At 42.3% G+C, this 24,704-nt stretch carries 29 protein-coding genes; 6 read left to right on the top strand and 23 right to left on the bottom strand.

The window, feature by feature from the left end:
* Positions 1-5: 5 nt before the first annotated feature.
* The 3 genes from LNL84_RS06270 to LNL84_RS06260 all read right to left on the bottom strand — a co-directional run bounded on the left by LNL84_RS06270 (position 6) and on the right by LNL84_RS06260 (position 2,994).
* Positions 6-959: an iron chelate uptake ABC transporter family permease subunit gene (locus LNL84_RS06270; protein ID WP_279610959.1), complete on the bottom strand. Its 954-nt coding sequence runs from the start codon at positions 957-959 to the stop codon at positions 6-8.
* A 52-nt stretch (positions 960-1,011) separates the two neighbouring features.
* Positions 1,012-1,968: an ABC transporter permease gene (locus tag LNL84_RS06265; RefSeq protein WP_244355956.1), complete on the bottom strand. Its 957-nt coding sequence runs from the start codon at positions 1,966-1,968 to the stop codon at positions 1,012-1,014.
* Between the two features lie 108 nt (positions 1,969-2,076).
* Positions 2,077-2,994, bottom strand: a complete 918-nt coding sequence (locus LNL84_RS06260; protein ID WP_244355954.1) for a siderophore ABC transporter substrate-binding protein — start codon at positions 2,992-2,994, stop codon at positions 2,077-2,079.
* A 116-nt stretch (positions 2,995-3,110) separates the two neighbouring features.
* On the opposite strand from LNL84_RS06260, the gene LNL84_RS06255 reads away from it, so the two are divergent.
* The 3 genes from LNL84_RS06255 (at position 3,111) to LNL84_RS06245 (ending at position 7,179) form a co-directional block, all read left to right on the top strand.
* Positions 3,111-4,037: a LysR family transcriptional regulator gene (locus LNL84_RS06255; protein WP_244355951.1), complete on the top strand. Its 927-nt coding sequence runs from the start codon at positions 3,111-3,113 to the stop codon at positions 4,035-4,037.
* 176 nt (positions 4,038-4,213) lie between these two features.
* Entirely contained in the window at positions 4,214-6,238 is a 2,025-nt protein-coding gene (locus tag LNL84_RS06250; protein ID WP_244355947.1) for a TonB-dependent receptor domain-containing protein, read from the top strand.
* Between the two features lie 140 nt (positions 6,239-6,378).
* A complete protein-coding gene (locus LNL84_RS06245) occupies positions 6,379-7,179 on the top strand; it encodes a siderophore-interacting protein (protein ID WP_244355943.1) in 801 nt (266 codons plus the stop codon).
* A 145-nt stretch (positions 7,180-7,324) separates the two neighbouring features.
* Here the strand turns inward: LNL84_RS06245 and LNL84_RS06240 are convergent, their stop codons facing one another.
* From LNL84_RS06240 to LNL84_RS06230, 3 genes are all read right to left on the bottom strand, one after another.
* Positions 7,325-7,807 carry a tetratricopeptide repeat protein gene (locus LNL84_RS06240; RefSeq protein WP_244355941.1) on the bottom strand — a complete coding sequence of 161 codons (483 nt, stop codon included), beginning with the start codon at positions 7,805-7,807 and terminating at the stop codon, positions 7,325-7,327.
* Between the two features lie 144 nt (positions 7,808-7,951).
* Entirely contained in the window at positions 7,952-8,260 is a 309-nt protein-coding gene (locus LNL84_RS06235; RefSeq protein ID WP_244355939.1) for a hypothetical protein, read from the bottom strand.
* Positions 8,261-8,382: 122 nt separating this feature from the next.
* A complete protein-coding gene (locus LNL84_RS06230) occupies positions 8,383-8,775 on the bottom strand; it encodes an HIT family protein (RefSeq protein ID WP_244355937.1) in 393 nt (130 codons plus the stop codon).
* A 682-nt stretch (positions 8,776-9,457) separates the two neighbouring features.
* Between LNL84_RS06230 and LNL84_RS06225 the strand changes: the two genes are divergently transcribed.
* Both LNL84_RS06225 and LNL84_RS06220 read left to right on the top strand, forming a co-directional pair.
* Complete coding sequence (locus LNL84_RS06225) at positions 9,458-9,742, top strand: type II toxin-antitoxin system TacA family antitoxin (protein ID WP_005398409.1); 285 nt, start codon at positions 9,458-9,460, stop codon at positions 9,740-9,742.
* Positions 9,739-10,014, top strand: a complete 276-nt coding sequence (locus tag LNL84_RS06220; protein ID WP_244355935.1) for a type II toxin-antitoxin system RelE/ParE family toxin — start codon at positions 9,739-9,741, stop codon at positions 10,012-10,014. Before LNL84_RS06225 ends, LNL84_RS06220 begins: the two co-directional genes overlap by 4 nt.
* A 136-nt stretch (positions 10,015-10,150) precedes the next feature.
* Here the strand turns inward: LNL84_RS06220 and LNL84_RS06215 are convergent, their stop codons facing one another.
* The 7 genes from LNL84_RS06215 to LNL84_RS06185 all read right to left on the bottom strand — a co-directional run bounded on the left by LNL84_RS06215 (position 10,151) and on the right by LNL84_RS06185 (position 14,474).
* Positions 10,151-11,032: an NAD-dependent epimerase/dehydratase family protein gene (locus tag LNL84_RS06215; protein ID WP_244355933.1), complete on the bottom strand. Its 882-nt coding sequence runs from the start codon at positions 11,030-11,032 to the stop codon at positions 10,151-10,153.
* 172 nt (positions 11,033-11,204) lie between these two features.
* Entirely contained in the window at positions 11,205-11,507 is a 303-nt protein-coding gene (locus tag LNL84_RS06210) for a type II toxin-antitoxin system RelE/ParE family toxin (RefSeq protein ID WP_244355930.1), read from the bottom strand.
* Positions 11,495-11,752, bottom strand: coding sequence for a type II toxin-antitoxin system Phd/YefM family antitoxin (locus LNL84_RS06205; protein ID WP_244355927.1), 258 nt, complete (start codon positions 11,750-11,752; stop codon positions 11,495-11,497). The genes LNL84_RS06210 and LNL84_RS06205 overlap by 13 nt, the downstream gene beginning before the upstream one ends.
* A 174-nt stretch (positions 11,753-11,926) precedes the next feature.
* Positions 11,927-12,412 carry a lecithin retinol acyltransferase family protein gene (locus LNL84_RS06200; protein WP_244355924.1) on the bottom strand — a complete coding sequence of 162 codons (486 nt, stop codon included), beginning with the start codon at positions 12,410-12,412 and terminating at the stop codon, positions 11,927-11,929.
* A 194-nt stretch (positions 12,413-12,606) separates the two neighbouring features.
* Entirely contained in the window at positions 12,607-12,987 is a 381-nt protein-coding gene (locus LNL84_RS06195) for a nuclear transport factor 2 family protein (protein ID WP_244355921.1), read from the bottom strand.
* A gap of 111 nt (positions 12,988-13,098) precedes the next feature.
* The gene (locus tag LNL84_RS06190) at positions 13,099-13,731 is read right to left on the bottom strand and encodes an FMN-binding negative transcriptional regulator (RefSeq protein WP_244355919.1); all 633 of its coding nucleotides are present in this window, start codon (positions 13,729-13,731) and stop codon (positions 13,099-13,101) included.
* 131 nt (positions 13,732-13,862) lie between these two features.
* Positions 13,863-14,474, bottom strand: a complete 612-nt coding sequence (locus LNL84_RS06185) for a LysE family translocator (protein ID WP_244355917.1) — start codon at positions 14,472-14,474, stop codon at positions 13,863-13,865.
* 343 nt (positions 14,475-14,817) lie between these two features.
* On the opposite strand from LNL84_RS06185, the gene LNL84_RS06180 reads away from it, so the two are divergent.
* A complete protein-coding gene (locus LNL84_RS06180; protein WP_244355915.1) occupies positions 14,818-15,774 on the top strand; it encodes an IS110 family RNA-guided transposase in 957 nt (318 codons plus the stop codon).
* 41 nt (positions 15,775-15,815) lie between these two features.
* On the opposite strand, the gene LNL84_RS06175 is transcribed toward LNL84_RS06180, so the two are convergent.
* The 10 genes from LNL84_RS06175 to LNL84_RS06130 all read right to left on the bottom strand — a co-directional run bounded on the left by LNL84_RS06175 (position 15,816) and on the right by LNL84_RS06130 (position 24,268).
* Positions 15,816-16,277, bottom strand: a complete 462-nt coding sequence (locus tag LNL84_RS06175) for a GNAT family N-acetyltransferase (protein WP_244355913.1) — start codon at positions 16,275-16,277, stop codon at positions 15,816-15,818.
* 143 nt (positions 16,278-16,420) lie between these two features.
* Positions 16,421-16,732, bottom strand: coding sequence for an antibiotic biosynthesis monooxygenase (locus tag LNL84_RS06170; protein ID WP_244355911.1), 312 nt, complete (start codon positions 16,730-16,732; stop codon positions 16,421-16,423).
* A 1,051-nt stretch (positions 16,733-17,783) separates the two neighbouring features.
* Positions 17,784-18,266, bottom strand: coding sequence for a tetratricopeptide repeat protein (locus LNL84_RS06165; protein ID WP_244355909.1), 483 nt, complete (start codon positions 18,264-18,266; stop codon positions 17,784-17,786).
* Positions 18,267-18,398: 132 nt separating this feature from the next.
* Entirely contained in the window at positions 18,399-19,040 is a 642-nt protein-coding gene (locus LNL84_RS06160; RefSeq protein WP_244355907.1) for a hypothetical protein, read from the bottom strand.
* 141 nt (positions 19,041-19,181) lie between these two features.
* Positions 19,182-20,072: a hypothetical protein gene (locus LNL84_RS06155; RefSeq protein ID WP_244355905.1), complete on the bottom strand. Its 891-nt coding sequence runs from the start codon at positions 20,070-20,072 to the stop codon at positions 19,182-19,184.
* 135 nt (positions 20,073-20,207) lie between these two features.
* Complete coding sequence (locus LNL84_RS06150) at positions 20,208-20,783, bottom strand: NADPH-dependent FMN reductase (RefSeq protein ID WP_244355903.1); 576 nt, start codon at positions 20,781-20,783, stop codon at positions 20,208-20,210.
* Between the two features lie 499 nt (positions 20,784-21,282).
* The gene (locus LNL84_RS06145) at positions 21,283-21,798 is read right to left on the bottom strand and encodes a GNAT family N-acetyltransferase (RefSeq protein ID WP_244355901.1); all 516 of its coding nucleotides are present in this window, start codon (positions 21,796-21,798) and stop codon (positions 21,283-21,285) included.
* Between the two features lie 50 nt (positions 21,799-21,848).
* Complete coding sequence (locus LNL84_RS06140; protein WP_244356602.1) at positions 21,849-22,256, bottom strand: bleomycin resistance protein; 408 nt, start codon at positions 22,254-22,256, stop codon at positions 21,849-21,851.
* Between the two features lie 550 nt (positions 22,257-22,806).
* Positions 22,807-23,253: a GNAT family N-acetyltransferase gene (locus LNL84_RS06135; RefSeq protein WP_244355899.1), complete on the bottom strand. Its 447-nt coding sequence runs from the start codon at positions 23,251-23,253 to the stop codon at positions 22,807-22,809.
* 568 nt (positions 23,254-23,821) lie between these two features.
* Positions 23,822-24,268, bottom strand: a complete 447-nt coding sequence (locus LNL84_RS06130) for a GNAT family N-acetyltransferase (RefSeq protein WP_244355897.1) — start codon at positions 24,266-24,268, stop codon at positions 23,822-23,824.
* Between the last annotated feature and the right edge of the window lie 436 nt (positions 24,269-24,704).

Raw genomic sequence — 24,704 nt, 5'->3', positions numbered from 1 at the left:
GACCTTTAATCGATTTTATGTTTCATTAACAGATACAGAAAGTAACCACCACCAAGGAAGTTGATAATCACGCTAATGGTGGTATCAAAATCAAATAGATTCTCAACAATCCACTGGCCACCAGCCAACACCACTACAGCAAGCACAGCACTAGCCATGATTAGAAATCGATGTTGGTACCCAATAAACAGTTGGCGAGTCAAAGCGACGACTATCAAGCCAAAGAAGAGCACGGGGCCAATCAAAGCCGTAGAGATAGAAACCATCAGCGTAATAATAAACATTACCTGCATCGTCAATTTGTGTGTATCGACACCAAGGCTATTGGCATTGTCAGCGCCTAGCCACATCACATCGAGCTTATCGGATAACCTAAAAAGCGCCACGCAACAAAAAAGCATTGGCAATATGCACCAATACACCAGCTCGGAACTAATATTGTTAAAGCTTGCGAACATCGACCCTTGAATCTGGGCAAACTCGTCTGGGTCTAGCACCATAGTAAAGAAGCCAGTCACACTGCTAAATAAGCTACTTAGCACAACACCAATGAGTAAAAGAGTGAAAATATTACGTTGCCTATTTTTAAAGTAAAAGTGGAACAACGTCATAGCACCAATGACCATTATTCCAGTCGCGATAACGAAATTGACTTTGGTATTAATCACAACGGTGCTAAAGCCACCAAACCCCGCAACCAACAAAACCTGAATCATTACATACAAGGAATCAAAACCAAGAATCGATGGCGTTAAGATCCGATTGATCGTAATGGTTTGAAAGATAAGTGACGAAGAACCAATGGCAATGGCGGCCAACACCAATGCCAATACTTTAGGAATACGGCGCGATAAAAAGAACTGATAGTTGTCAACCGTTAGCCCCTTACCAATGAACAGTGCACAAATAGCAAGAGCTATCACACCCAGCGCTGTCAGTAATATGCCATTTTTGCTCAATCGCAGCCTACTTTTCTGACACGAATTAGTAGACCTGTATTTATGAGTTAAACTAGGCATTCAATTTGTCTCGCAAAATTAAATATACAAAAAAAGTACCACCTAAAATGCTGATTATCATAGAGATTGGAATTTCGTAAGGGAAAATAATCAAACGACCTAGAATGTCGCACACGAGAACAAGAATAACCCCAGCGAAGGCAACCCAGGGCAGATTTCGTCGCATATTGTCGCCTATAAATAGCGATACAATATTAGGGACAATCAAGCCTAGGAATGGAATCAAACCAACGATCATCACCACAGATGATGACAATACTGCAACCAGAATCACACCAAACATCACAACACGTTGATAATTAAGGCCGATATTTTTAGCAAAGGTTTCTCCTACACTCGCTGCACTAAACTTGTTTGCATAGGCATAAGCTAAAATACACACCGGGAATGCAATGTACAGAAACTCATAATTTCCGCGTAATACGGAGGCAAAATTAGCAACCGTCCACGAGCCAAGGGCCTGTACCAAATCATACTTATAAGCGATAAACGTTGTCAGCGCAGATACCACGTTGCCATACATGATACCGAACAATGGTACCATCACCGTGCTCTTGAACTTCAGCGTCTGCAAAAATAGAACAAACACAAGCGTGCCAATAACCGAAAAAGCAAAGATAACCACCAAATGAACCCAACTGCTCCTATCAGAAAATAGAATCAATGACATCATGTAGCCGAGCATGGCCCAGTCGATCGTACCTGTCGTCGAAGGTGCTGCGAAGCGGTTCTGAACAATCTGCTGCATAATCAGACCTGCAATACTCAACCCTGCACCCGCTAAGATGATAGCTAACAATCGCGGTATTCGGCTGCCAACGAGAATATTGATTGCATGACTCTCCCCAGAAAGCAGATCAGCAAATGAAAAATTGGCCACACCAACAGAGAGTGAAGCAACGGCTAGCAGTAGCAACACCACCAATGCAATAATATGAGTCAATTTCATAACGTAAAACGAACAAGGTTGTTATAAAGGACTGAGACATCAAAGCTCAAAAGGTAAAGAGCCAGATAACTCGCTAAAAGTAACCTGACCAGTTTTATTTCAAAACGCTTACTGGATTGCACGATTGAGGTTTTCAATCATCATTTTCGTTGAGTAGTAGCCACCCGCAGACAAGTACCACGCCGCAGGATCGAGATAAATCAAATGTTCGTTCTTAGAGGCTGGCGTAGATTCCACTAAGTCATTAGCAAAAAGCTGATTGGCTTTACCACTTGCTTTGCCGATAGCCTGATCACGGTCAAGGATCAAAAGGACATCTGGTTTTGCATCCGCAATGTATTCAAATGAAATCAAATCACCGTGTGTGCGTGATTCGGCAGGAACATTGACCGATTCAGTCGTTGTGAAACCGGCTTCTTGATAGACAAAAGAGAAACGGCTTACTGCACCAAATGAGGTAATATTGCTGCCGCTACTCATTACTGTTAGCGCTTTTCTGGGCTGTTCAATATTCTTAGAATGTAGCGCGTCGATTCGAGATTTAACCTCTGCAACTAGCTCATCGCCTTTCGCTTTCTTACCAAAAATCTCACTTAGGTTGTTCCAATGCTGCTGAGTCGTTTCCCAATAATTGGCGCTATCGATGCGGTACATATAAACAGGCGCGATATCTTTTAGGTCTTGGTAATGTTTAACCATTCGGCCTTCAGCAATGATTAAGTCTGGTTTAAGTGTAAACAATGTTTCGTAGTTAACTTCTTGCAAGCTACCCGTATTGGTGAACTCGTCAGATTTGTATTGCTGAAGATTCTCTGGCAGCAGGCTCTTTGGCATACCGATTGGCGTTACACCCAGTGCATCAAGATAGTCCAAACTACCAAAACCCAGTACAACCACACGCTGCGGCACTTCGCTGATTTCAAGTGAACCTAAACTGTGTTGGTAGGTTTTAGCGAAAACCGGAGCAGAGCTAAAAGCTATTAGCGCTGCGCCAGCGAGAAGATTTTTGATATTTTTGCAAAACATGACTATATCCGTATGAGAATGACTTACTTTAAATAAGAATGATTATTAATTGCATTGAGGTTATCATAAGCGCAATATGCAGCAATAACATTTTTGATATAGTGAGTATTCACCTAATGAATCTAGGTCAAATTGATTTAAACCTTCTGGTCATCCTCAAACACCTTCTAGAAGAGAAACACGTTTCAAACACCGCTTTGGCACTCGATATGAGTCAGCCAAGTGTCAGCCGTTCATTACAAAAGCTCCGCAGCGTATTTAGCGATGAACTATTAGTGAGAAGCGCATACGGTTATGAATTAACGCCCAAAGCAGAATCGATCAAACAAGACTTAAATTCGCTACTCTCGCGCCTAGAGAAACTAGTACACGGTGATACCTTTAACCCAGCAGACAGTGAAAGTACCGTACGATTTTATGGATTGGTGCCACAAATGGCTCAGCTAATGCCAAAAGTGATGGAGGGCATTCGTCGAGAGGCACCGAGCATGGTGGTGGATATAGACTCAATTCCAAAGCGCCCTTTTGAGCCACTGCTGTCGGGTGATGTTCATTTCGTGCTAGCCACCCATGAACCTACGGCATCTGAACAAAATCTCTATCGCATGTTTATCACCAGCAGAGATTACCGCCTGCTAATGCATCAAGAACATCCTCTCGCCAGCAAAGAAATCACTGTTGAGGATATGCTTAATGCAAATTTTGGTCAGATTTCTATTCAGGGTGATAAAAAATTGTCTATTGAGTCCCGCTTCAAAGAACTCGGCTTAATAAACAAAGAACGCAAGTTGAGTGTTCCAGTACAACTGACAAACTTTAACGTTGCACCAGATATTGCAGAAACGACGGATCTCATTTTCCACCTACCTACTCCGTTTGCAAAGAAAGCCTGCCAACACCGTAATCTTGTGTGTAAGCGAGTTCCCGAGCCGCTCCGCCATCCAGAGAAAGATGTTTATCTCTACTGGCATAAACGCTTTCATAATGATCCCATGTGTCGTTGGATCAGAGAGATCTTTAAAAAAGCGTACCCTCAGCCCTAGGTGGCTATCGCATGCTTCACCACACAATGAGTGTGAGAAAAGAATAAGAAATAGATAACGTATTCACAAAGCGGATACCGATAATGTTAAATCAGAATGGAACTCATCTTGAAATACTGGGCGATTAGACATCTAATGCAAACAATTCTCATTACCATGAAAACAAAAATACCACTATGTCAGAGTTCCCATGCTTTACCCGTCAACCACTTACAACAGCAGTCACTCTCATTTGCTCATCAATCGCTGTCAGTGCGCAAGCAGCAGCCACCTCACCGAAAACCGATGAGCAAATGGTCGTGACGGCAACACGAACTGAAACGCCATTAACAACAGCCCCCGCTTCTATGTCAGTGATTACTGCTGAAGATATCGAAAACAACCCAGGCATCACTCTTGGAGATATCGTAGCAGAAGCAACCAGCATTGAAGTGGATTTAGACAGTACGCGTGCTGGCAGGCAAACCATTTCTATTCGTGGCATGGAAGCCAAATACACATTAATCATGGTTAACGGCCGTCGTATGAGTTCGGCAAGTGCGATTATTCGTGGTAACGATTTTGACTTAGCCACCATTCCGACAGATTCAATTGAGCGCGTTGAAATCATCCGCGGTCCGATGTCTGCCCTGTACGGTTCGGATGGTATGGGTGGTACGATCAACATTATCACCAAAACACCAACTAACGAGTGGCGAACTTCAATAAGCACTGACATCTCTACACCCAATGATGGCAATGGTGGTGAGCAGCATTCTGTTGGATTTACAACGTCCGGAGGCTTAATTGAGGATAAGTTATTTGCGCGCGTCTCTGCAAATCAAACAGGCCGAGATGCATGGCAGCCATACACAGGCATCCACCCATCTGGGCATAACCGTGACGATGTAACAGCTTTAGAGGGGCGCGACACTTTAAGTCTATTCGGTACTCTTAGTTGGCACCCTGCCCAAGACCAAATCATTGACCTTGACCTTGGTTACAGCGATGACAAACGTGATACAGCAGGAGAGCATGCGACAGGAGTGAATTACTCGAACTCGAATATTACACGCAACAGTCAGGCACTGACATACAGTGGGTTTTGGGGATGGGGTGACACGCAAGTTCGTTACTCACGCGAAAACGTACTTGATAAACATGCAGCAGATGTAGACAATTCCACTCGCGATGTTGAAGAGCTCACGCAGATATTTGAAGCTTCGGCTACGACTCACTTCGGTAATAACCATACACTCACCTTTGGCGTGGATTTTCAATTCAGTGAACTTACCAACGAACAATACGTTCAAGGTGGCAAAGCCAAAGCGTATCAAGGCGCATTGTTCGTTCAAGATCAATGGGCAATGACAGATCAACTCACCGCTACTTTAGGTGGTCGTTTAGACAAACACGAACAGTACGGTCAAGAGTTTTCTCCGCGTATATACCTTGTCCACCAATCAACTGAAAACCTGGTCATTAAAGGAGGTGTAGGTAAAGCATTTAAAGCCCCGACTCTGACACAAAACCACCCCGGTTACATGGTATCAAGCTGTAAAGGTGGTTGTGACCTATATGGCAATGCAAACCTAAAGCCAGAAACAAGTTGGAACTATGAGTTAGCGGCTATTTACAGCGAGCCAACCTGGCAAATTGAGGGGGCATTGTTTCGCAATGAAATTCAGGACATGATTGACCGTGGTGAAATTATCTGCGAAAACGACGATAAATACGATAGCAGTAAACGTGGATGTGTAGAGTCAGGCACTAGCAATATTTACACGGCATACCGAACTTACAACAACATCTCTGAAGCTATCGTACAGGGTTTAGAGCTTGCCGGTCGCCTGAAAATTTCTGAGCAATGGAGCATCAACAGCAACTACACATACCTAGATACCGAAGACAAATCTACCGGCGAAGAACTACTCGAACGCTACAAGCATTCAGGGTTAGTGAAATTAAATTGGAATCCTGTTTACGACCTTACAACATTCGTCAGTGCTAAGTACCGCGGCAAGCGCACTATCGACAAAGATATCACGCAAAACGCTTACACCACGCTAGACCTAGGAACCGTTTATCACATCAATGACGATGTTCGCTTTCGCGCCGGAATCACCAACTTGACGAATAAATCAATTTCTAAAGAACTAGAATACGAAGGCTATGTGATGGCTCCACGTACCTACTACTTGGGTATGACAGCGGATTTTTAATTCACTCATTTATAGACGCCCACTCAGTAAATCGTAACGTGGGCTTTTAACATCAACTCTAAAACACTTTGACTACACTCATAAAGTGGAAGTCACAAAACAGCCAACAACTTGAGCCCATAACAAAAAAGAAGAACACTATGCAAAAAGATATGCAAAAGAAAAAGAAGAAGCCATCTCCAAAGCTAATGACTGTTATTGCTACAACGCAAGTTACTCCTAACATGCAACGTATTACTCTTCAGGGGGAAGCGCTGGCTAAATTCCCACAAGATTGCGAAGGCAGCTACATCAAACTCATCTTCAACGCTGAAGGTAGTACTGACATAGACTTGGCAACCATGGGGGAAGGCCAACGTCCTTCGATGCGCACCTACACGATCCGTAGCATCTCCCATGAAAAACAGACGATTGACGTCGACTTTGTTCGTCATATTACTCACGACCTCCAATGTGGTTTTGCTGGCCGATGGGCGGCGAACGCTCAAGTTGGTGACAAAATTTATATTGCAGGGCCTGGCGCAATTCAGGATATAAATACCGACGTAGATTGGTTCTTCATGGCTGCTGACATGACCGCCTTACCCGCACTTTCTGCAAAAGCCCGCCTTCTGCCAGACAATGCAAAAGGTTACGCTGTGATTAAGGTACTCGAACAAGTTGACGTCCAAGAACTCAATGTACCTGATAACCTAGAAGTCATTTGGATCACCGACCAATCACTAGAAGAGAAAGTGCGAGAGCTGGCCTGGTTACAGGGTGAAGTATTTGTATGGGTTGCTTGTGAATTCGACTCAATGCGCGCACTACGCACCTACTTCCGCAACGAAAAAGATGTCGATCGCGAGAACATCTACATCAGCAGTTATTGGAAAAATGGTGTCACGGAAGATGGCCATAAAGCGGTCAAACAGCAAGATGCGCAAGATTATCAACAGTAATAAGGCCAACTGTGGTGCTTATCGATTAGCTAAGCACCCTTTTCACCAACAACCGGCATAGTCCTTTAATTTTAAAAACAACGATACGTTGGAAAAGCTTTGCGTTGATTGTTAGCTTAAATTAATTGTAGAAGCGTGGCCTGTTTTACCCGGTTTTATCAAGATCTTGTGTATATAAAGAAATAGCTCGCTCGTATTCTTTAATCGCTTCACTGTTGGTCGTTGATACCAAAAGCTCGAGTAGTAAAGACGTTGCTTCTTTATGACGCCCTAGATTATAGAGACACATCGCATAGAAAGGTTGAACTTCGATCGCGGTTGGGAATTCACTCATCGTTTGCTCAAAATAGCGTAACGCGTCAGAATATTGGCCAAGGCTTCGATACGTACTCGCCAGGCCAAATAGAACATCGAACCTCTCTACTGTAGAAAGTATGCCCGACAAAGAAGACAAATAATGCCCAACGGCTTGTTGCTCTTTTCCTTCATTGTCGTATGACCAAGCTATATGTAAGTGGGCTTTTGCCGCATAATGTTCATCATTTAACAATGTTGCCAACAAGATCCTCGACTCTTGATATTTGGCCTCTTTTCTCAATGCAATTGCTTGTTTGATGACCGCTTCCATTAATCGCTCCGAACGTATTACGCCTAAATCAGCCGCAGCTAACCATAGTAAGCACCTCCACCACCCTACCTAAACCATTGCGCCGTAAACACAAAGCCAACGATGGAAAAAAATACCAAGCGTTGGGTCCGTCTTGAACAGTTGTTATGTTTGTTTCCATATGATTGGATAACCATGGTCTACGCAAGATACGCAAATCCAGTTATTAACTTTCGGCTGTTGCTTAAAGCTCAACGTAGAATCACCCACATAGAATCCAAACTCATCTGAATCTCGATATTTCAATTTGAACGTTTCTGTTGAATTAGATTTAGTTATCGATGCGCTATCTCCACTAACACTCAAAAGGTATTCAACATTGTTAACTTCTGTGCTCAAGGTGATTGAGTCGTACTCTCTATTACAGCCAACCAGCATCGTTAAAGTGACTAAAAGAATTCCAATCTTTTTCATTTTCAATTCCACAAAAAAACATAGCTCCAAGCCAAGTAGCTCCATGCCAAGTAGCACCAAGCCATGGCATATACTTTGCGAAGCAAAAATGCCACGCGTTTAGTGTCGACTTAAGCGCCTTATTATAACCCTGCCAACGATGTACGCAGAACTTCTATATTCTGAACACCAATATTACTACTAACCCACCCAAATCTATCATCATCAAACCTTGGAACAATATGAAGATGATAATGGTCAAGCTCATTACATTTCCCGTTATTCTGGATAAATGAGATTCCATCAGGCTTATATTTAGTGACCAGCCTCGCGTATAAATCCTTTGCTACTTGCTGAATTTCAGCGTGTACAAGCTCTGGTAAATCAATAAGCGATTCATAAGGCAAAATAGGACAAATTAGAAGATGCCCGAAATTTATTGGATCATGGTCTGCGAAAGCAATAACATTCGGCGACTCGTAAATAATTACTGCCTCAATCTCACGCGATACTATTTGTTCGACTATTGTTGCCATTTTTCACCTTTGCTCATAGACATCCCGCCCCCACGAGGTGCTAGCCTCCAATATCGTGAGTTAGCTTAAAGCCAGATCCATAATTAGTGTGTTCAAACAACTAAATTTGGAGGCTAGCATGAACAACGATAGCATAATTTTCATTGGCTTAGATACGCACAAATCCTTTATTCAAGTCGAAGTTTTGCAAGGTTACCAGCGTGAGTAAAGAATGGTTGTTATCGCATGGGATGAAGCATCGGGTGTGGCACAACCATCGACTGCGTTAGGACGGCAATAGAGTGCAGCTTTATTGAACCACGAGTATAAGCTGAAGACAGGTGCCACGACGGAATAAGTAAGGTAGGCGCTGCTCACCACATAGTGAGTCATCCACGAATATCAGCATGAGAACCGACGAACTTACTTGCTTCATCTATGCGTTAACACTATCTCAAAACAAAAGTAAGGCTCTTTAAATGCAGGAGAAGAAACTGCTACGTTTTAATTGACAGTGGGGGTCATATCAACGCCGCGTTAAGTAGCAGCTAACGACCACTACACACAAACAAAGCCACCGTAATCACTAAACCCAACCAAACCAAGATCGCCAAACGTTAGCTGTCTGCTTGAACAATTTGTCAGTTGTCCACCTCAAAGACTAGTGCTAACATTTGTACACACACCAACAAAGGAATACATCATGGACACTAGAATTCAATTTCGTGTTGATGAAGAAACAAAACGCCTAGCTCAACAAATGGCTGAGAGCCAAGGTCGCACTCTGAGTGACGCTTGCCGTGAACTGACTGAGCAACTCGCTGAACAACAAAGAAAAACATTATCTCACGATGCATGGCTAACTGAACAAGTAAACCTAGCATTTGAGAAGTTTGACTCAGGAAAATCCGTTTTCGTTGAGCACCAAACTGCTAAATCTCGAATGGAAGAGCGCAAAGCCAGAATCCGTAATCGAGGTAAGCAATGATTTTATGGGAAGAAGAGTCACTTAATGATCGTGAAAAGATCTTTGAGTTTCTCTATGACTTCAACCCTGATGCGGCAGAGAAAACTGACAACCTCATTGAAGCAAAAATAGAAAACTTGCTAGAGCAGCCACTGGGTGTGCAGCGAGACGATATTCGTGGGCGATTACTTATAATTCCTGAGATTTCAATGATCGTCTCCTATTGGATCGAAGGCGACATTATCCGAATCCTGCGCGTGCTCCACCAGAAACAAAAATTTCCTATAGGTTGATTGCTTCCTCTAGGGAACTAACGCCAAATTAAGTAGTGAGCAACGGCCACCATCCTACCTAACTAATTGTTATATAAACACTTAACCCAAAGTAAGCTGAAAATACCGAGCGTTGGGAATCCGTCTTAAACGCTTATTAACTGCGTTTCAAAACTGGTAGTACTTCAGCGGTTTCAGTATCTAGCATTTCTAAAACACTTTCAAAACCATGTATAGGCGACCAACCTAATTTCTCACGTGCGGACGACGAATCATATACACGATCTAAGCTTTGAGGTAATTGCCAACTTCTTTGTTGAAATGCTAGCGCGATTTCTGGGCACTTACGTTTGATAACAGCCCCAGCTTCAGTATATAGAGCTTCACAATCAGAAAAATGAAAAGGTGTTGCACCTGAGATTATAAAACGATGAAAACCGCTTAAGCGTTTTTCCACAGCACATAAGTGAGCATTTGCTACATCGCGAGCATCAATACCACGAGTCAGGCGAAATACAGCCATTAAATTCGCAGGCTCAGGAAAGCATCTCGACATTTGCAGCACAGTCACTGGAAGCTGAAACAGATTTGAAATTTCTTCTAGCTTAGTTTCAGCCGCAATTTTACTTTTATGATAAATCGACTTGGGTTGAGGGGTAACTTCCTCATCAATCCAACCTGCAATACTTTTAGGTGTCGAGGCATAACCGTACAACGCAGTTGTACTGGTAAAAATGAAGTGCTTAACACCTGCTTTTACTCCAGCCAAAGCCAATTTCTCAGTTGCATCTACGTTAATAGATGTAAACTCTGAATCAGGCACTAAACCAACATGAGGAGCATGAAGAGCCGCTGTATGAACGATGACATCAATATTTTCAAGAACCCCATCAATCAGAGCGCTATCACGGATATCACCAATGTAATCGGCTGTTGAGCAAGGTATTTTATCAATACCGACTACGTCATGTGTTCGCATTAATTTAATATAGATAGCACGCCCGACCCTACCCGCAGAGCCTGTTACCAAAATTCTCATTACGACACCTTACTAATGATTAACCACAAAGCAGCTAACGCCAAATTAAGTAGTGAGCAACGCTGCCACCTACCTAAAGCATTGTGCTGTAAACACTAAAGCCGATTCAAACCGAAAGTGCCAAGCGTTTCGAATTTGCTTACATTTCTTGTTAGCCGCTCATTCCCAAAGGTTATTGCTTACTCAACAAGAACTTACGCAAATCTCTCTCTACACGCATAACAAACAGAATAAACACTTTGTCACCATCTTGTTTATAGAAAACACGACATGGATTAACGACAACTTCACGATAACTTAAATGTTCTAGTTCGGGTGGAATACGACCAGACTCCGGGAAGGTTTGTAGGCGTTCGACTTTGGAGAAGATCGTACGTACTAACTGCTTTGCCGCAACAGTATTTTCAAGAGCGATGTATTCAGCGATATCATTGAGGTCAGATAACACTGGTTCAGTCCAGATTACTTCAGCCATTTTGACATTTTGTCCTTGGCTTCATCATGACTTACCACTTTACCGTCAGATAGTGCACGCTCACCTCGTGCAATACCCTCAAGAATAGCTAAACGATTTTGCATAAATTCGTAGTCATCAACATCAACTAAATACGCAGATGGCTTACCATGCTCAGTAATTAACACTGGTTCTTTGGTGTCGTGGAGATCGGCGAGGATCTTAGTGGCTTGACGTTTAAGTGATGTAACTAGTTCTACTTTCATGAAAGCTGCTCCAAAGGAATACTAAAGTGATACTATTCTATCACTTTGAGCATAGCAAGCTCCATGACGGCTAACGCCTTGCTAAGTGGCGCTGACGACTAACTTTACCAAGTTTACGTAACTTCAAACCAAAACCGCCGAACGTTAGCTGTCTGCTTGAACAAATTGTTAGCCCTATTTTGACGCTAAGTACGCAATACCAGCAGCTAAACAAGCAGCTACAGCTGCATTTTTAACCGGACTCTGCTCTGTTGGTGTTAGCATAGAAGCTAACGCAGCTGCGCCTCCAGCCGCTTGCACTACAGCACTATCAGACTTGAGCAACGCTCCTACGCCAACCGCTGAAATTAAGTATTTCTGTACTTGAGTGCTCTCTTTTACTAGTCCACATGCAGTTCGAACAAAGTGCTCGCAATTTTCAGAAAACAAACTGTAAGGAATACCTAAGTATTTTCGTGCCGTTTGCACAGCTAAAACTGGGTTTTCTGACTTAATTGAACTTTTCTGTAGGGTTCTGTTGTCTGCAAAAACATCTAAATCAATCTCTTCGACGCGATGATACTTTTTAGAGTTATGGATAACCGTATTGTTGCCAACATAAATCCCGTAGTGTTTAAAACCTGTGTATTGGACTTTCAATACTTGCCCTAGCTCATACATTCTTATTTCCTTTCATCACTGACTCTTTATATGAACATGCGGATACATCAATGAAAATTCAAGGTTAACTGTGATGCTTTAGGGCTAACGCCACGTTAAGTGGCGCTAACGATTAACTTACCAAACACACTTAACTTCAAACCAAAACCGCCAAGCTTATGGCGTCCACTTGAGTAGTTTGTTAGGTGCGTTGCCTAGTCTTCCACTACCTTTACCCACTGGCTTCGCCATTGTTGCGCTTCCATTGGGTCTGGCCAAAACTCTTTTTGCTTAATGATTAGTCCGTCTTCAACGGTATGGAAAGTGATAGCACGCGCTTTTTGGACACTATCTGTAATTGAAACATCAGTCACAACTGTTGCACCATCGCAAACTACCGAGTGTACTTCAAACTCCCAAATACCGTTTGCAGGGTAAAAAGAGTTGATAGAAGTAAAGTTACATCTGCCAGTGATGAGTTCACCTGATTGAGGCCAGAAACCTTCATAATTGGGGCTTAGCCATTCACTTGCTTTGGCAAAATCATTAGTTTTCATTGCATCCCAAAAAGATAGGACAACTTCCTTTGAATTCATTATTTCCTCTGAGCACCTAACGCCTTGCTAAGCTGCCGAAAACCTTGGCATATACTTTGCGAAGCAAAAGTGCCACGCGTTTTAGGTCGGCTTGAGCAGTTTGTTAGCATGCTATTCAAGGTGTGCACGAACCATAACCGCGACACCTTGAGAATTTGAATCATCCATTGCAATCAAACTATCAAATACACCTTGCTTGTTTACCGATGGCTGATTTTGACTCAGTTTCCACTGCCCAACTATTGATGTAACTTCAATTTCTACTCCCACAACCGCTGGTAGCATTTTTTCAATGAATTTGGCGGGTGCATCTTCTATCGACCAGGGAGTATCTGAGCCAGCTTCATGAATTGTCGTTAAGTTATCAATAACCTTATATATCCACTCAGGGTCATGTGAGTAAGACACCTTCCCTTGCACATGAACAACTACATAATTCCATGTTGGAACTGCCTTACCATTTTGAGCTTTAGTCGGATAGTGGTTGGGGGAAATATAACAATTGGGACAATTAAATATAACCAAGACATCAGCACCCGAGTTCACCTTTTTCCAAAGTGGGTTTGCTTTGGCAATATGACCTTTTAAAACTAACTCATCACCTACGCGGTCTAGTAAAAAAGGGAGATGCATTGCGTCCAATCCGTCTACTGAGTTTGACACCAAGGTCGCAAAAGGATACTGCTGAATTACTGATATTAACTCTTCAACGTCATCTTGTTTGAATTTTGCAGGAATATGCAATTGAACCTCCTTGTATGCTAACGCCTTGCTAAGTTGCAGCTAACGAACACAACACCCAAGCAAAGCCACGTAATCACTAAACTCAACCAAACCAAAATCACCAAACGTTAGCGGTCTGCCTGAACAAATTGTTAGGCTACTTCTCGTAAAATTTCAGTAGCCATAGGTACAACTGACAATGCTAATAAGGCAGCCATACCCATATTGAACCACTTTCTACTCTTTGTTGAGCTAAGTAGTTTTTTAAGTAACACACCAAATAAAAGCCAAATAGCTACACTTGGAAAAGAGACTAAGAAAAAAATAGTTGTCAAAACCAAAATTTGAACAAAAAATTCTTCTGCTCCATTTGTAAATGCCGCAACAGCACCAGTCGCTACAACCCAAGCCTTAACATTGACCCACTGAAAAAGGGCACCTTGTACAAAAGTTAATGGCTTATTTTGATTATTATCTTTAACTGAATCGTTCGAGCTTGCTATTAAGTAAGCCAAATACAGTAAGTACAGCACACCCACGCACTTTATAAAAAAATGCAGCTCGGGATAAATGGAGAATATCGAAGAAAACCCTACACCTACGAGGAATACCATTGCCGTAAACCCTATGCAAATGCCTCCCATCAGAGGGATAGTTTTTCGAGCACCGAAATTTAGTCCCGATGACATGACCATTACGGTGTTTGGCCCAGGGGTAATAGATGCTGACAATGCAAAAAGGACCACTGCGTAAATATATTCCATAAATTACTCTCACTACCCGTTCCACTAGGGCCGGTGTTTCGTTTAGTAGCCTAACGCCCTGCCAAGCTGCCGAAAACCGTGGCATAAACTTTGCGAAGCAAAAGTGCCGCACGTTACGCGTCCGTCTTAAGCGTTTGTATGGATAATAACTCATGAAATCGGGTAACGTGAGACCCTAGCTTTAGCCGCAACTAAAGCTCTTTATACAGTAGATCGTTTAAACGCTGGCTCCTCCATTGAGAGACCGATAACAAACATGATCGCTGTCTAAAGCTCCAAGCACTAACCTCGAATACTCGACTGGGACTTGAGCCCGTATTACGCAAGCATGAGTTAGCTTATTATGAATCCTACTGCACTTCAAAACATAAATATCGGCGTTGATGTTGGTAAGTCACAATTAGACATTCACATCCGCCCATTAGACCTATTTTTTACTGTCGAAAACAATGATAAAGGAATAAAAGAGGCAATTAAAACTATTGCGAAGCACCAGCCAAAACGCATCGTTGTTGAAGCAACAGGTCGTCTTGAAATGCCATTTATCATGGCATGCTCTGAGGCGAATCTTCCTTTTGTTATAGCCAATCCTTTACACATAAAACGCTTTGCTGGTGCCATTGGCAGGCGCGCTAAAAATGACAGACTGGACTCAGAGCTAATCGCTCATTATGCCGAAGCTATACAACCAAAACTAACGGAGCTAAAAGCAGAAAACATCCGACTTATGAGTGACTTAGTCATCAGAAGAAACCAACTTCTCTCAATGCAAACGATGGAAAAAAATCGTATCCAAATCCTACCTAAAGAGATGCATTCCACCATCAAACCTATCTTAACCGCAATGAAAAACCAGATTGATAAGATAGAAAAGAAGCTCATTAAATTAATCGATACTTGCCCTGAATACCATGCCAAGAACACCCTACTTCAAAGTGTTCCAGGAATAGGAAATATCGCAGCAGCCTCTATTATTAGTAACGTTCCAGAGCTTGGTTATATCACGAACAAACAAGCCGCTGCTCTAGTCGGTGTCGCACCAATCACCAAGGAAAGTGGCCGCCATAAAGGCAAAAGAGTTATTCAAGGTGGTCGCGCTCAAGTACGCACTGTATTGTACATGGCAATGATGTCCGCTATGCAATGTAACCCTGTTTTTAAAGCAACATATAAACGTTTATTGGATGCAGGAAAGCCCAAGAAAGTCGCTATCATTGCTTGTGTTAGGAAGATGGTTGTAACTCTAAATTCGATGTTAAGAGATGGAACGATGTGGGATGAAAACAGCGCCAAAATTTAGTTATTGACGCCATACTCGTTTGTTATATGTAGAACTCAAAGCTAAAAATATGCTGGTATTGCTCCATTAAAAGCCACTGGTTCCTTTGTGTAGATCATGCAATCAGAGCCCTGAATACTGACAAAACCAAGCTTCATGTAAAACTGCTGATCAATATCACTGTGTAGGTATATAGCCTTGCAATGGTTCCTATCAAATAACTCAGATTTGACTAGGTTAACCAACTTTGACGCATAGCCTTGATGCCGTAGTTCTTGAGGTGTAGCGACAGAGCCAATACCAAAAGCGCTTTCTTTGAGATCGAACATGCCGCTATAAACAATAAGAGATGATACAACTTGACCCTTTTCAACCAATACGTACCAAGTACCAGATAAGTATTTTTCACTATTGCGACAACCTATTAAGTACTCCTCAGAAGAAAGACCGTCGCCCCATACATCGAAGCCCATTAAATAGATGAAATCTAACTCATGAGCCTCTGCTTTTCTTAGCTTCAGCATTATAAAAATCCTAAATTGACCAAAACATATAACGCCTTGCTAAGTTGCAGCTAACTACCACGACACGCAAGCAAAGCCACCTTAATCACTGAACTAAACCGAACCAAAATCGCCAAACGTTAGCTGTCGACTTGAGCAATTTGTTATAGCCACATATTCTCTCGGACTTCATAGTGCTTTACATGTCGCTCTGGGTTTAGTTTATATTTCTCATCTTCAGGGTATAGTCTTGCAATACTAATATTTTCTCCAGAGAAGGCTTTAATACACTCAATATCTTCCCAAAAAGTAAGCAAAGTAATTTCCGTACTATTGCCCAAATCTCGCTTTAAAATTTGTGCACCTACAAAACCCTTTGTGTCTGAAGTATCTTTGATTCCAGTTTCGTAAAGGTACCCTATGAATCCGTCCTCATGCTCTTTAGGACAAGTTGCTTTCCATTCTCTCGCTATCACAAATACTCCATTTTTTGCTGTGGTTATAACGCCTTGCTAAGTTGCAGCTAACGACCACAACACTCAAGCAAAGCCACCGTAATCACTAAACTCAACCAAACCAAAATCGCCAAACGTTAGCTGTCTGCTTGAGCAATTTGTTAGCTTTTTCCGTGCGATGAAGCCGACGTTTGGCACCAAGATCTTAAAGAAACACTCCAAAACTGACGCCGCTGACGCACCTAATGCAGAAGCATTGAACTGTCCACCAACTTGCTGCCAAAGATGGCGATAGTTAAAGGCGACTCACGGCTCTTGCGCTAAAGCTGACTGCCAAGTGCACCATAATCGAAGTCGATTTACGCCCTTTCCAAGCAAAAGAAACAGCACGCGCGGTTTTGCGATTTGGCACTGACGAGCAGGTGTAAAGCTAGAGCGACAAACCCCTACTCCAATGAACTTAACCGAGAAAGCTAACGCCCGCTTAAGTTGTGAGTGACGCACCACCGAAGCTGAAATTACCACCGTAAACACTAAAACTAGAATTGACGCCAAAAGTGCCGAGCGTTACGAGTCCACTTGAAGCGTTTGTTATGTGTCTGACATCACTGTTTAAACCAGTCTTTCTTTCTAACACAAAAGAGCATAGTAATGGTGAAATAAGCACATGAAACACCTAGTATCGTTACTTTGAATAAATAGGTAAAAGGGAAGTCGTCGGCAGACACGCTGGAGCCCCCTTTAATAGCAACAGTGCCTGAGTCAATGTTATAGTAACAAAGCCACCCAGATGCTATCGCCAAAAATAGCAGCAATAGCCTTAGAAAGTTCGGCTCTGGGGTATAAACCAACATACGATGAATGATTTTCACACTAAAACTCTCTTTTATCTTCACCTCAAAACTATAGCCAACTTCGAAATGTGCAGCAAAAGGCACATAACGCCTTGTTAAGTAGCAGCTAACCACCACTACACTCAAGTAAAACCACCGTAATCACTAAACTCAATTCAAACCAAAATCGCCAAACGTTAGCTGTCTGCTTGAACAATTTGTTATAAGCGTGTTTCGTTTTACCACTTTCTATCTAAATCTTCTGCGTATAAAGAGATAGCTGGCTGATACTCTTTAATCGCATCACTGTTCGTGGTTGATACTAAAAGTTCGAGTAGTAATGATGTTGCTTCTTTATGGCGTCCCAAGTTGTAGAGACACATGGCGTAGAAAGGCTGAACTTCAATGGAACTAGGGTACTCTCTTAAAGTTTGTTCAAAGTAGCTTAAAGCTTCCGAATACATACCAAGACTTCGATAGGTACTCGCTAGCCCGAACAAAGCATCAAACCTTTCTATCGACGATAACAGACCTGAAAGAGATGACAAGTAATGAGCAATCGCTTCCTGCTCTTTACCCTCATTGTCATATGACCAAGCGATTTGCAAGTGAGCCTTAGCAGAATAAGTTTCATCGTTTAGCAGCGTTTTTAACAAAGCTCTCGACTCTTGATACTTATTCTCTTTCCGCAATTTAATTGCTTGTTCGATGATACTTTCCATATTTTTCCTCAAAGCTTATAACGCCTTGTTAAGTAGCAGCTAACTGCTAACGCACTTAAACAAAGCCACCGTAATCACTAAACTCAATCAAACCAAAATCGCCAAACGTTAGCTGTCTGCTTGAACAATTTGTTAAATAGCAATTTTTCGACAAGTCTTAGCAAGATCCACACTACCAAGAATTTGAGGGGTGATTGGTTGTCGATATTTGGGAGCCCAGATAGCACGGACTTCTTTTTGCTTGGAAAACTCTGGCTCTTTTAGCAAGGTGGGATCCGCCCCCCATGATGTACCATTCCACTCTTCGATACGCTCTTTGTACGTCACACGATGAACACCTAAGAAAACGACAGGTGTAATTGAATTCAAAAGTATCGTGAGTTCTTTATAGAATGACAATGGATCCGTGATTTGCACACATGTATCTGCCCCTTCAAACTGGCTCATAACTGATTTTGACTTTTCATAAGATGAACAAAGAATAAAAAAATCTGGAGAGTTGAAGGTCTTGGAAAAAGTTACATTTTCAAAAGTTGCAGTTCCAGAACCACCAATGATATTAAACTCTTTTGCTGCTCTAGCTGTTTTAGAGCTGCGATCACCGATAGTAATAGTTTCCTTATCGATGCAGTGTTGAACTGTTTTTTTGCCTTCTTGAGGATCTGCTATCCCCCTTTTGTGCTCACTCTTTCGAAAATCGTGAAGCGTGCCAACTCGAATGCCCCCAAATACTGTTAACAAACTTGAAAACTGATTAATTGAATATCTGTACATAACTCTCCTTGCGATTTAACGCCACGTTAAGTAGTGAGCAACGCTACCACCAAACTCAACATTACCACCTTAAACACAAAACCCAACCATTAACACCGAAAATGCCATGCGTTGGGAATCTGTCTTAAACGTTTGTTAGTTTCATTGTTCAAGCATAAGGCTTTGATATTGCGCTATTTTGGAAAACTCGTCTGTGTGCTGAGGAAATTCTGCCTGCAACAAACACAAAGCATCAGCCAATGTTATTTGATGTAAGTTGGAAGTGTAACCAAAAATTAAACGATTCACCTGTGATTCAAAATATTCTAACCCTGACTCTGTCTTGCATTGTTCCCAAATGGCTAAATCAATATTGTCGTCTGGGTCTTCTACTGGGCTATTAGCTTGCACATATAGATTTGATAGCATGGCTTCATATTGTAATGGTGAAAGCTGATCTTTACATCGTAATAGCCAAGCTAAAGTGATGAGATTGTGCCCAAAGAAATCAAACTGTTTGATACAAGACGATAGGACATCAGCAATATTTACTTTTACTGACCCTAGTTTTTCATTGCCCACATTTGGAAATGTCGACGTAACAAACTCTGTGAATCGGTTAAGGAAAGTTGGAATTTGCTGTTCATTTAATTGTTCGTAAACACTGTTCATCGCAAGTAAGATTGTTACATTGTGCGACAAAGATTCCTTAACTGAAGCTGCTTTCGTAGCGTAATGATTAAAAACATCTTGGAAGCCTTTCTTTTTATGCCACTGCAAAGTGGCTTGATAGGCGGCAGGATAAACGCCACTATTAAGAATCCTATGAATGCGGAATTCTTGAAATTTTGGTGCTTGAATTGACTCTGCATAGGTTGGTGGAGCCACAACTGAGTCATTAGCCATCAACATGGATGTATGAGAGAAAACTTTACAACTTTCACCAAAGCGCTCTGCAAGATAGTTTGCGGATAAGACTGCTTTCAATGCATGTGGTTGATGAATTATTGCTCCACTATGCAGTGCTTGTTCTAATAGTTCTGAATTTTCCATATTTCCTCCATGAAACTAACGCCTTGCTAAGTTGCAGATAACGAACACTACACTCAAGCAAAGCCACGTAATCACTGAACTCAACCAAACCAAAATCGCCGAGCGTTAGCTGTCTGCTTGAGCAATTTGTTAGCATTACAGTTCCCACCCAGACTTATATGTTCTAGCACTCAATAAACTACAGAGCTCATCCATTACTTTCATAGATTTTTCAAGTCTGGGTAGTCTTTCATCCAAAAGGGTATCGTTGACCCAGTGACGATTATGAACATACACGTTGTAAGGATTAATAATACACTTGAAATCAATGATTAGTGACGTCGAGAGCGCAGAATCAGCCATGTAACTATGAGGTAGCCCCGCTGAGGTTACAAGCGTCACCACTTTATCGAAGAGTGCGCTAGTTAAGCTACCATCAGGAGGTGTAGACCCAACATATTCAATGTATTTCTTTAACTCAGAACAACATCCCCAGTTGTAAATAGGGCTGCATAAAACAATACCATTCGCCTCAGACGTTAACTTATGTAACGCCTTATATTGTTCCGTATGATATATTTTATCGTTATCAAAACTTGGTACATTAAGTTCCGCCAAATCAACAAATTTAACTTGTCTATCCAACGATTGTAGTTCGTCAATACATAGCTTAGCGATTTGACGGCTTCGACTATTTGGATCCAAGCTCGAACTTACTACCAAAATGTACATGTTATCTCCTGCCGAATGCTAACGCCCGTCTTAAGTTGCAACCAACGCAATGCAAAAGCCTAAGCAGAACACCTTAAACACTAAACTTATTTAGAACTGAAATTGCCACGTGTTGGTTGTCGGCTTGAAGCGCTTGTTAAAAATGGACATGCGGTGAAGTGATTAATTCAAGCGCACACCCAACGTATTTGCGTATAACCCTAGAATCCGCGCGCATAGGTGCGACCCGAAGAACTTACCAGAGCTAGACGTTCAGAGTATCTAAACCAGAACCTGGCAAACGCACTTACCACACCCAAAAACATGACAATTCCTAAAGCGGACGCTTATTAAAGGGATGCTTGGCATCTCAGCTAGTAACAAACCCTACTTCTAATATTACGGAAGTTGATTCGCAGCTTTTTAACGCCCTGCTAAGTGGCGCTGACGATTAACTTACCAAGCGCACTTAACTTCAAACCAAAACCGCCAAGCTTATGGCGTCCACTTGAGTAGTTTGTTATGTGGCTAACGACTTGCCCAAACAAACAGACTTGCTTGCATGGACGTATTTTCCATAAGCGCTAACTTTTGAGTAACCATGTCGCTCGTAGAAACACACTGCATTATCATTAACCTTGCGTGTTGAAAGTACTGAGCGCTTGTAACCTTTAATCACTGCACAACTCTCAAGCTGGGTGATTAGATAACTACCCGCTCCTCGGTACTTTGAGTACATTCGCTTCAACTCACAAGTTTCACTGTCGTGCTTGCGAAATGAACCGCATGCAACGGCTTTCTCACTTTGATAGATGACTAAACAAATATCAGTACCCAAACTAAAAGAATCCGCATGGAATGAACTCTCGCCAGAGTCTGAAGTAAGAGCTCTAAGTTCTGAACTCAACTCTGCGACTAGATTTGAAAAATCCTTATCGCTTGGTGTTGTTTCCCTAAATGTGAACTGCACGTAGCCTCCTGCCACATAACGCCCTGCTAAGTTGCCGAAAACCGTGGCATATACTTTGCGAAGCAAAAGTGCCACGCGTTTGAGGTCGGCTTGAGCAGTTTGTTAGGTGAACATTATCACCGTACATCTTCGCAAAACCTGAAAAGGTAACCGTCCGGGCTTTGTACGATAAACTGTACCTGTGTAGCCAACTCATCGTTGACTCGATAAGATTTTGTTTCAATTGGCAGAAAAATCGATTCCGGTGATTTGGACTTAACCGTGGAATAGAGCGCATCAATATCGGAAACATCCCATTGAAAATTCACACCTCTACCAAATGGATATGTGAGATGTCCGGCCAACCACTTCCGTGAACTACTCTCAACACCTTCGAGCATTAGATCTAGCCCTTCACGAGATAAGTAGACAAACTGCTCCTCTTCACGGCGATATTTAATAACAAAGCCTAAGATATCGACGAAGAACTCGACGTTGTCGGATATATTTTGCACATATAATTCTGGGACTATTTTCAATTTGATGACTTCCTTGTTCACCTAACGTCCCGCTTAAGCTGCAACCAACGCAATGCGGAGCCAAAGCAGAACACCTTAATCACTAAACTTACTGAAACCAAAAATGCCACGCGTTGGTTGTCGGCTTGAAGCGTTTGTTAGGTTTTAACACAGCCACCGAACTTACTTGGCAAAGAACTGATTGATTTGGCTGGTTTTATGAAATACATCACACCGCAGAGACTCAACTGACCACCAAATGCGTGGAACACAAAGCCAATGATGAATAGCGCTGACAATTGAGCTTAAAGCAGCTTTACACCGACAAGCCACATCACGTGCCAGACCAACATTCAAATGAAGCAACCCAAAAATGTTAAGTGAGTGATGAAGCCAAATTGCTGAACCTGCGCGAGGCGAATACTTGAGGCAACAAAGAATACCGTTAGCATTATGTGCACTGTTCTCAAGTAAAACCTAACGCCCTGCTAAGCTGCCGAAAACCGTGGCATAGACTTTGCGAAGCAAAAATGCCACGCGTTTGAGGTCGGCTTAAGCAGTTTGTTAGTTGCCGATTTTATTTGACCGACAAGCTATATGAGTAGTATTTAGTATCTTTAACGAAACCAATTTTTTCATATAATGCCTGCGCTAACCTATTATCTTTCGCTGTGCCCAATTCTACGCAGACAGCTCCTGTACTTTTAGCTAGACTTACCGAGCAATCAATCAGCGCACTAGCAACACCCTTACCTCTACAATTAGGAACTACAAATAGATCATTTAATACAATGACTTTCCCTAGTGATAGTGAAGAAAATGAATGGTAGTTTAGGATAAATCCTACAGGTTTATCCTCATTTTCATATGCGATATAAACTGTCGCATCCTGATTGTTTAACCGTTCAATTAAATATTCACGAAACCCTTTTGGATTCAAAGGTTGTTTGTAAAATTCCATATATTGACCGAAGAGAAAAGCCAGGTCGTCTATTTCGGTTATTGAAGCGCACTTAAATTCCATATATCTCCCTTATATGTGCGATTTTTACGTTGTGCATTAGGCAACTAACGCCTTGCTAAGTTGCAGCTAACAACCACGACACTCAAGCAAAGCCACCGTAATCCCTAAACTCAACCAAACCAAAATCGCCGACTGTTAGCTGTCTGCTTGAGCAATTTGTTAGCTTTTTCCGTGCGATGAAGACAACGTTTGGCACCAAGATCTTAAAGAAACGCTCCAATACCAACGCCGCCGACGTACCCAATGCAGAAGCATTGAACTCTCCAACAACTTGCTGCCAAAGATGGCGATACTCAAAGGCAACTCACGGCTTTTGCGCTGAAGCTGACTGCCAAGTGCACCATACTCCAAGTTGACTAACGCCCTTTCCGAGCAAAAGAAACAGCACGTGCCGGTCTGTAATTTGGCACTGACGAGCAGGTGTAAAGCTAGAACGATGAACACCTACTCCAATGAACTTAACCGAGAAAGCTAACGCCCTGCTAAGTGGCGCTAACGACCAACTTGCCAAGCTCACTAAACTTCAAACCGAAACCGCCAAGCTTATAGCGTCCACTTGAGTAGTTTGTTATGAGGCGACCTTCCACACCAAAGAAACAAAACTGTCATCGGTATCTACTACTTCGTATCCGAGACTCTCATAGAAAGATATTGCCCTCAGGTTACGTTTAAAGCTTGAGAGTGTTACTTGCTGCTTAATCTCTGTAATTGCTTGATCATGAACCATTGTCATAACGGTAGCGCCAATTTGCCTACCTTGATAAGAAGCCTCAATGACAAGAAAGTGCACATGGAGCGCGTTGCCATAAGGTTTAAAGCACAACAAACCAGCACGTTTATTATCAACGTAGAGCCAGTGAAACCAATCAGTTTGATATTGTGTTTTTAGTCGGTGCCGTTGAAATTGGTCATCCCAACCAAAGACTGCGTCAACGTGATCAAACAAGCCTCTCTTTACCGCAGCAAAAACTTCTTCGAAATCACTCAGCAATACAGGTTCTATTTTTATTTCCATAAGCCTCATAACGCCTTGCTAAGTTGCAGCTAACGACCACGACTCTCAAGCAAAGCCACCTTAATCACTGAACTCAACCAAACCAAAATCGCCAAACGTTAGCTGTCTGCTTGAGCAATTTGTTAGCTTTTTACGTGCGATGCAGCCTACGTTTGGCACCAGGATCTTAAAGAAACGCTCCAAAGCCTACACTGCCGATGAACCCAATGCAGAAGCATTGAACTTTCCACCAACTCGCAGCCTAAGATGGCGATACTAAAAGGCAACTCACGGCTCTTGCACTGAAGCTGACTGCCAAGTGCACCCCTGCTACAAGTTGATTAACGCCCTTTCCGAACAAAAGAAATAGCACGTGCTGGTTTGCAATTTGGCACCGACGAGCAGGTGTAAAGCTAGAACGATGAACCCCTACTCCTATGAACTTAACCGAGAAAGC

Source organism: Vibrio gelatinilyticus (assembly GCF_022836845.1).
In the GTDB taxonomy this organism is placed as follows: Bacteria; Pseudomonadota; Gammaproteobacteria; order Enterobacterales; family Vibrionaceae; genus Vibrio; species Vibrio gelatinilyticus.
Note: the sequence above shows the minus strand (reverse complement) of the source record. Positions and strands in the feature narration are given on the sequence as shown.

Excerpts from the sequence above, each read along its gene's own strand:
- LNL84_RS06265 (WP_244355956.1), bottom strand. The coding sequence starts at position 1,968 with ATGAAATTGACTCATATTATTGCATTGGTGGTGTTGCTACTGCTAGCC.
- LNL84_RS06260 (WP_244355954.1), bottom strand. The coding sequence starts at position 2,994 with ATGTTTTGCAAAAATATCAAAAATCTTCTCGCTGGCGCAGCGCTAATA.
- LNL84_RS06255 (WP_244355951.1), top strand. The coding sequence starts at position 3,111 with ATGAATCTAGGTCAAATTGATTTAAACCTTCTGGTCATCCTCAAACAC.
- LNL84_RS06250 (WP_244355947.1), top strand. The coding sequence starts at position 4,214 with ATGTCAGAGTTCCCATGCTTTACCCGTCAACCACTTACAACAGCAGTC.
- LNL84_RS06245 (WP_244355943.1), top strand. The coding sequence starts at position 6,379 with ATGCAAAAAGATATGCAAAAGAAAAAGAAGAAGCCATCTCCAAAGCTA.
- LNL84_RS06240 (WP_244355941.1), bottom strand. The coding sequence starts at position 7,807 with ATGGAAGCGGTCATCAAACAAGCAATTGCATTGAGAAAAGAGGCCAAA.
- LNL84_RS06235 (WP_244355939.1), bottom strand. The coding sequence starts at position 8,260 with ATGAAAAAGATTGGAATTCTTTTAGTCACTTTAACGATGCTGGTTGGC.
- LNL84_RS06230 (WP_244355937.1), bottom strand. The coding sequence starts at position 8,775 with ATGGCAACAATAGTCGAACAAATAGTATCGCGTGAGATTGAGGCAGTA.
- LNL84_RS06225 (WP_005398409.1), top strand. The coding sequence starts at position 9,458 with ATGGACACTAGAATTCAATTTCGTGTTGATGAAGAAACAAAACGCCTA.
- LNL84_RS06220 (WP_244355935.1), top strand. The coding sequence starts at position 9,739 with ATGATTTTATGGGAAGAAGAGTCACTTAATGATCGTGAAAAGATCTTT.
- LNL84_RS06215 (WP_244355933.1), bottom strand. The coding sequence starts at position 11,032 with ATGAGAATTTTGGTAACAGGCTCTGCGGGTAGGGTCGGGCGTGCTATC.
- LNL84_RS06210 (WP_244355930.1), bottom strand. The coding sequence starts at position 11,507 with ATGGCTGAAGTAATCTGGACTGAACCAGTGTTATCTGACCTCAATGAT.
- LNL84_RS06205 (WP_244355927.1), bottom strand. The coding sequence starts at position 11,752 with ATGAAAGTAGAACTAGTTACATCACTTAAACGTCAAGCCACTAAGATC.
- LNL84_RS06200 (WP_244355924.1), bottom strand. The coding sequence starts at position 12,412 with ATGTATGAGCTAGGGCAAGTATTGAAAGTCCAATACACAGGTTTTAAA.
- LNL84_RS06195 (WP_244355921.1), bottom strand. The coding sequence starts at position 12,987 with ATGAATTCAAAGGAAGTTGTCCTATCTTTTTGGGATGCAATGAAAACT.
- LNL84_RS06185 (WP_244355917.1), bottom strand. The coding sequence starts at position 14,474 with ATGGAATATATTTACGCAGTGGTCCTTTTTGCATTGTCAGCATCTATT.
- LNL84_RS06180 (WP_244355915.1), top strand. The coding sequence starts at position 14,818 with ATGAATCCTACTGCACTTCAAAACATAAATATCGGCGTTGATGTTGGT.
- LNL84_RS06175 (WP_244355913.1), bottom strand. The coding sequence starts at position 16,277 with ATGCTGAAGCTAAGAAAAGCAGAGGCTCATGAGTTAGATTTCATCTAT.
- LNL84_RS06165 (WP_244355909.1), bottom strand. The coding sequence starts at position 18,266 with ATGGAAAGTATCATCGAACAAGCAATTAAATTGCGGAAAGAGAATAAG.
- LNL84_RS06160 (WP_244355907.1), bottom strand. The coding sequence starts at position 19,040 with ATGTACAGATATTCAATTAATCAGTTTTCAAGTTTGTTAACAGTATTT.
- LNL84_RS06155 (WP_244355905.1), bottom strand. The coding sequence starts at position 20,072 with ATGGAAAATTCAGAACTATTAGAACAAGCACTGCATAGTGGAGCAATA.
- LNL84_RS06150 (WP_244355903.1), bottom strand. The coding sequence starts at position 20,783 with ATGTACATTTTGGTAGTAAGTTCGAGCTTGGATCCAAATAGTCGAAGC.
- LNL84_RS06135 (WP_244355899.1), bottom strand. The coding sequence starts at position 23,253 with ATGGAATTTAAGTGCGCTTCAATAACCGAAATAGACGACCTGGCTTTT.
- LNL84_RS06130 (WP_244355897.1), bottom strand. The coding sequence starts at position 24,268 with ATGGAAATAAAAATAGAACCTGTATTGCTGAGTGATTTCGAAGAAGTT.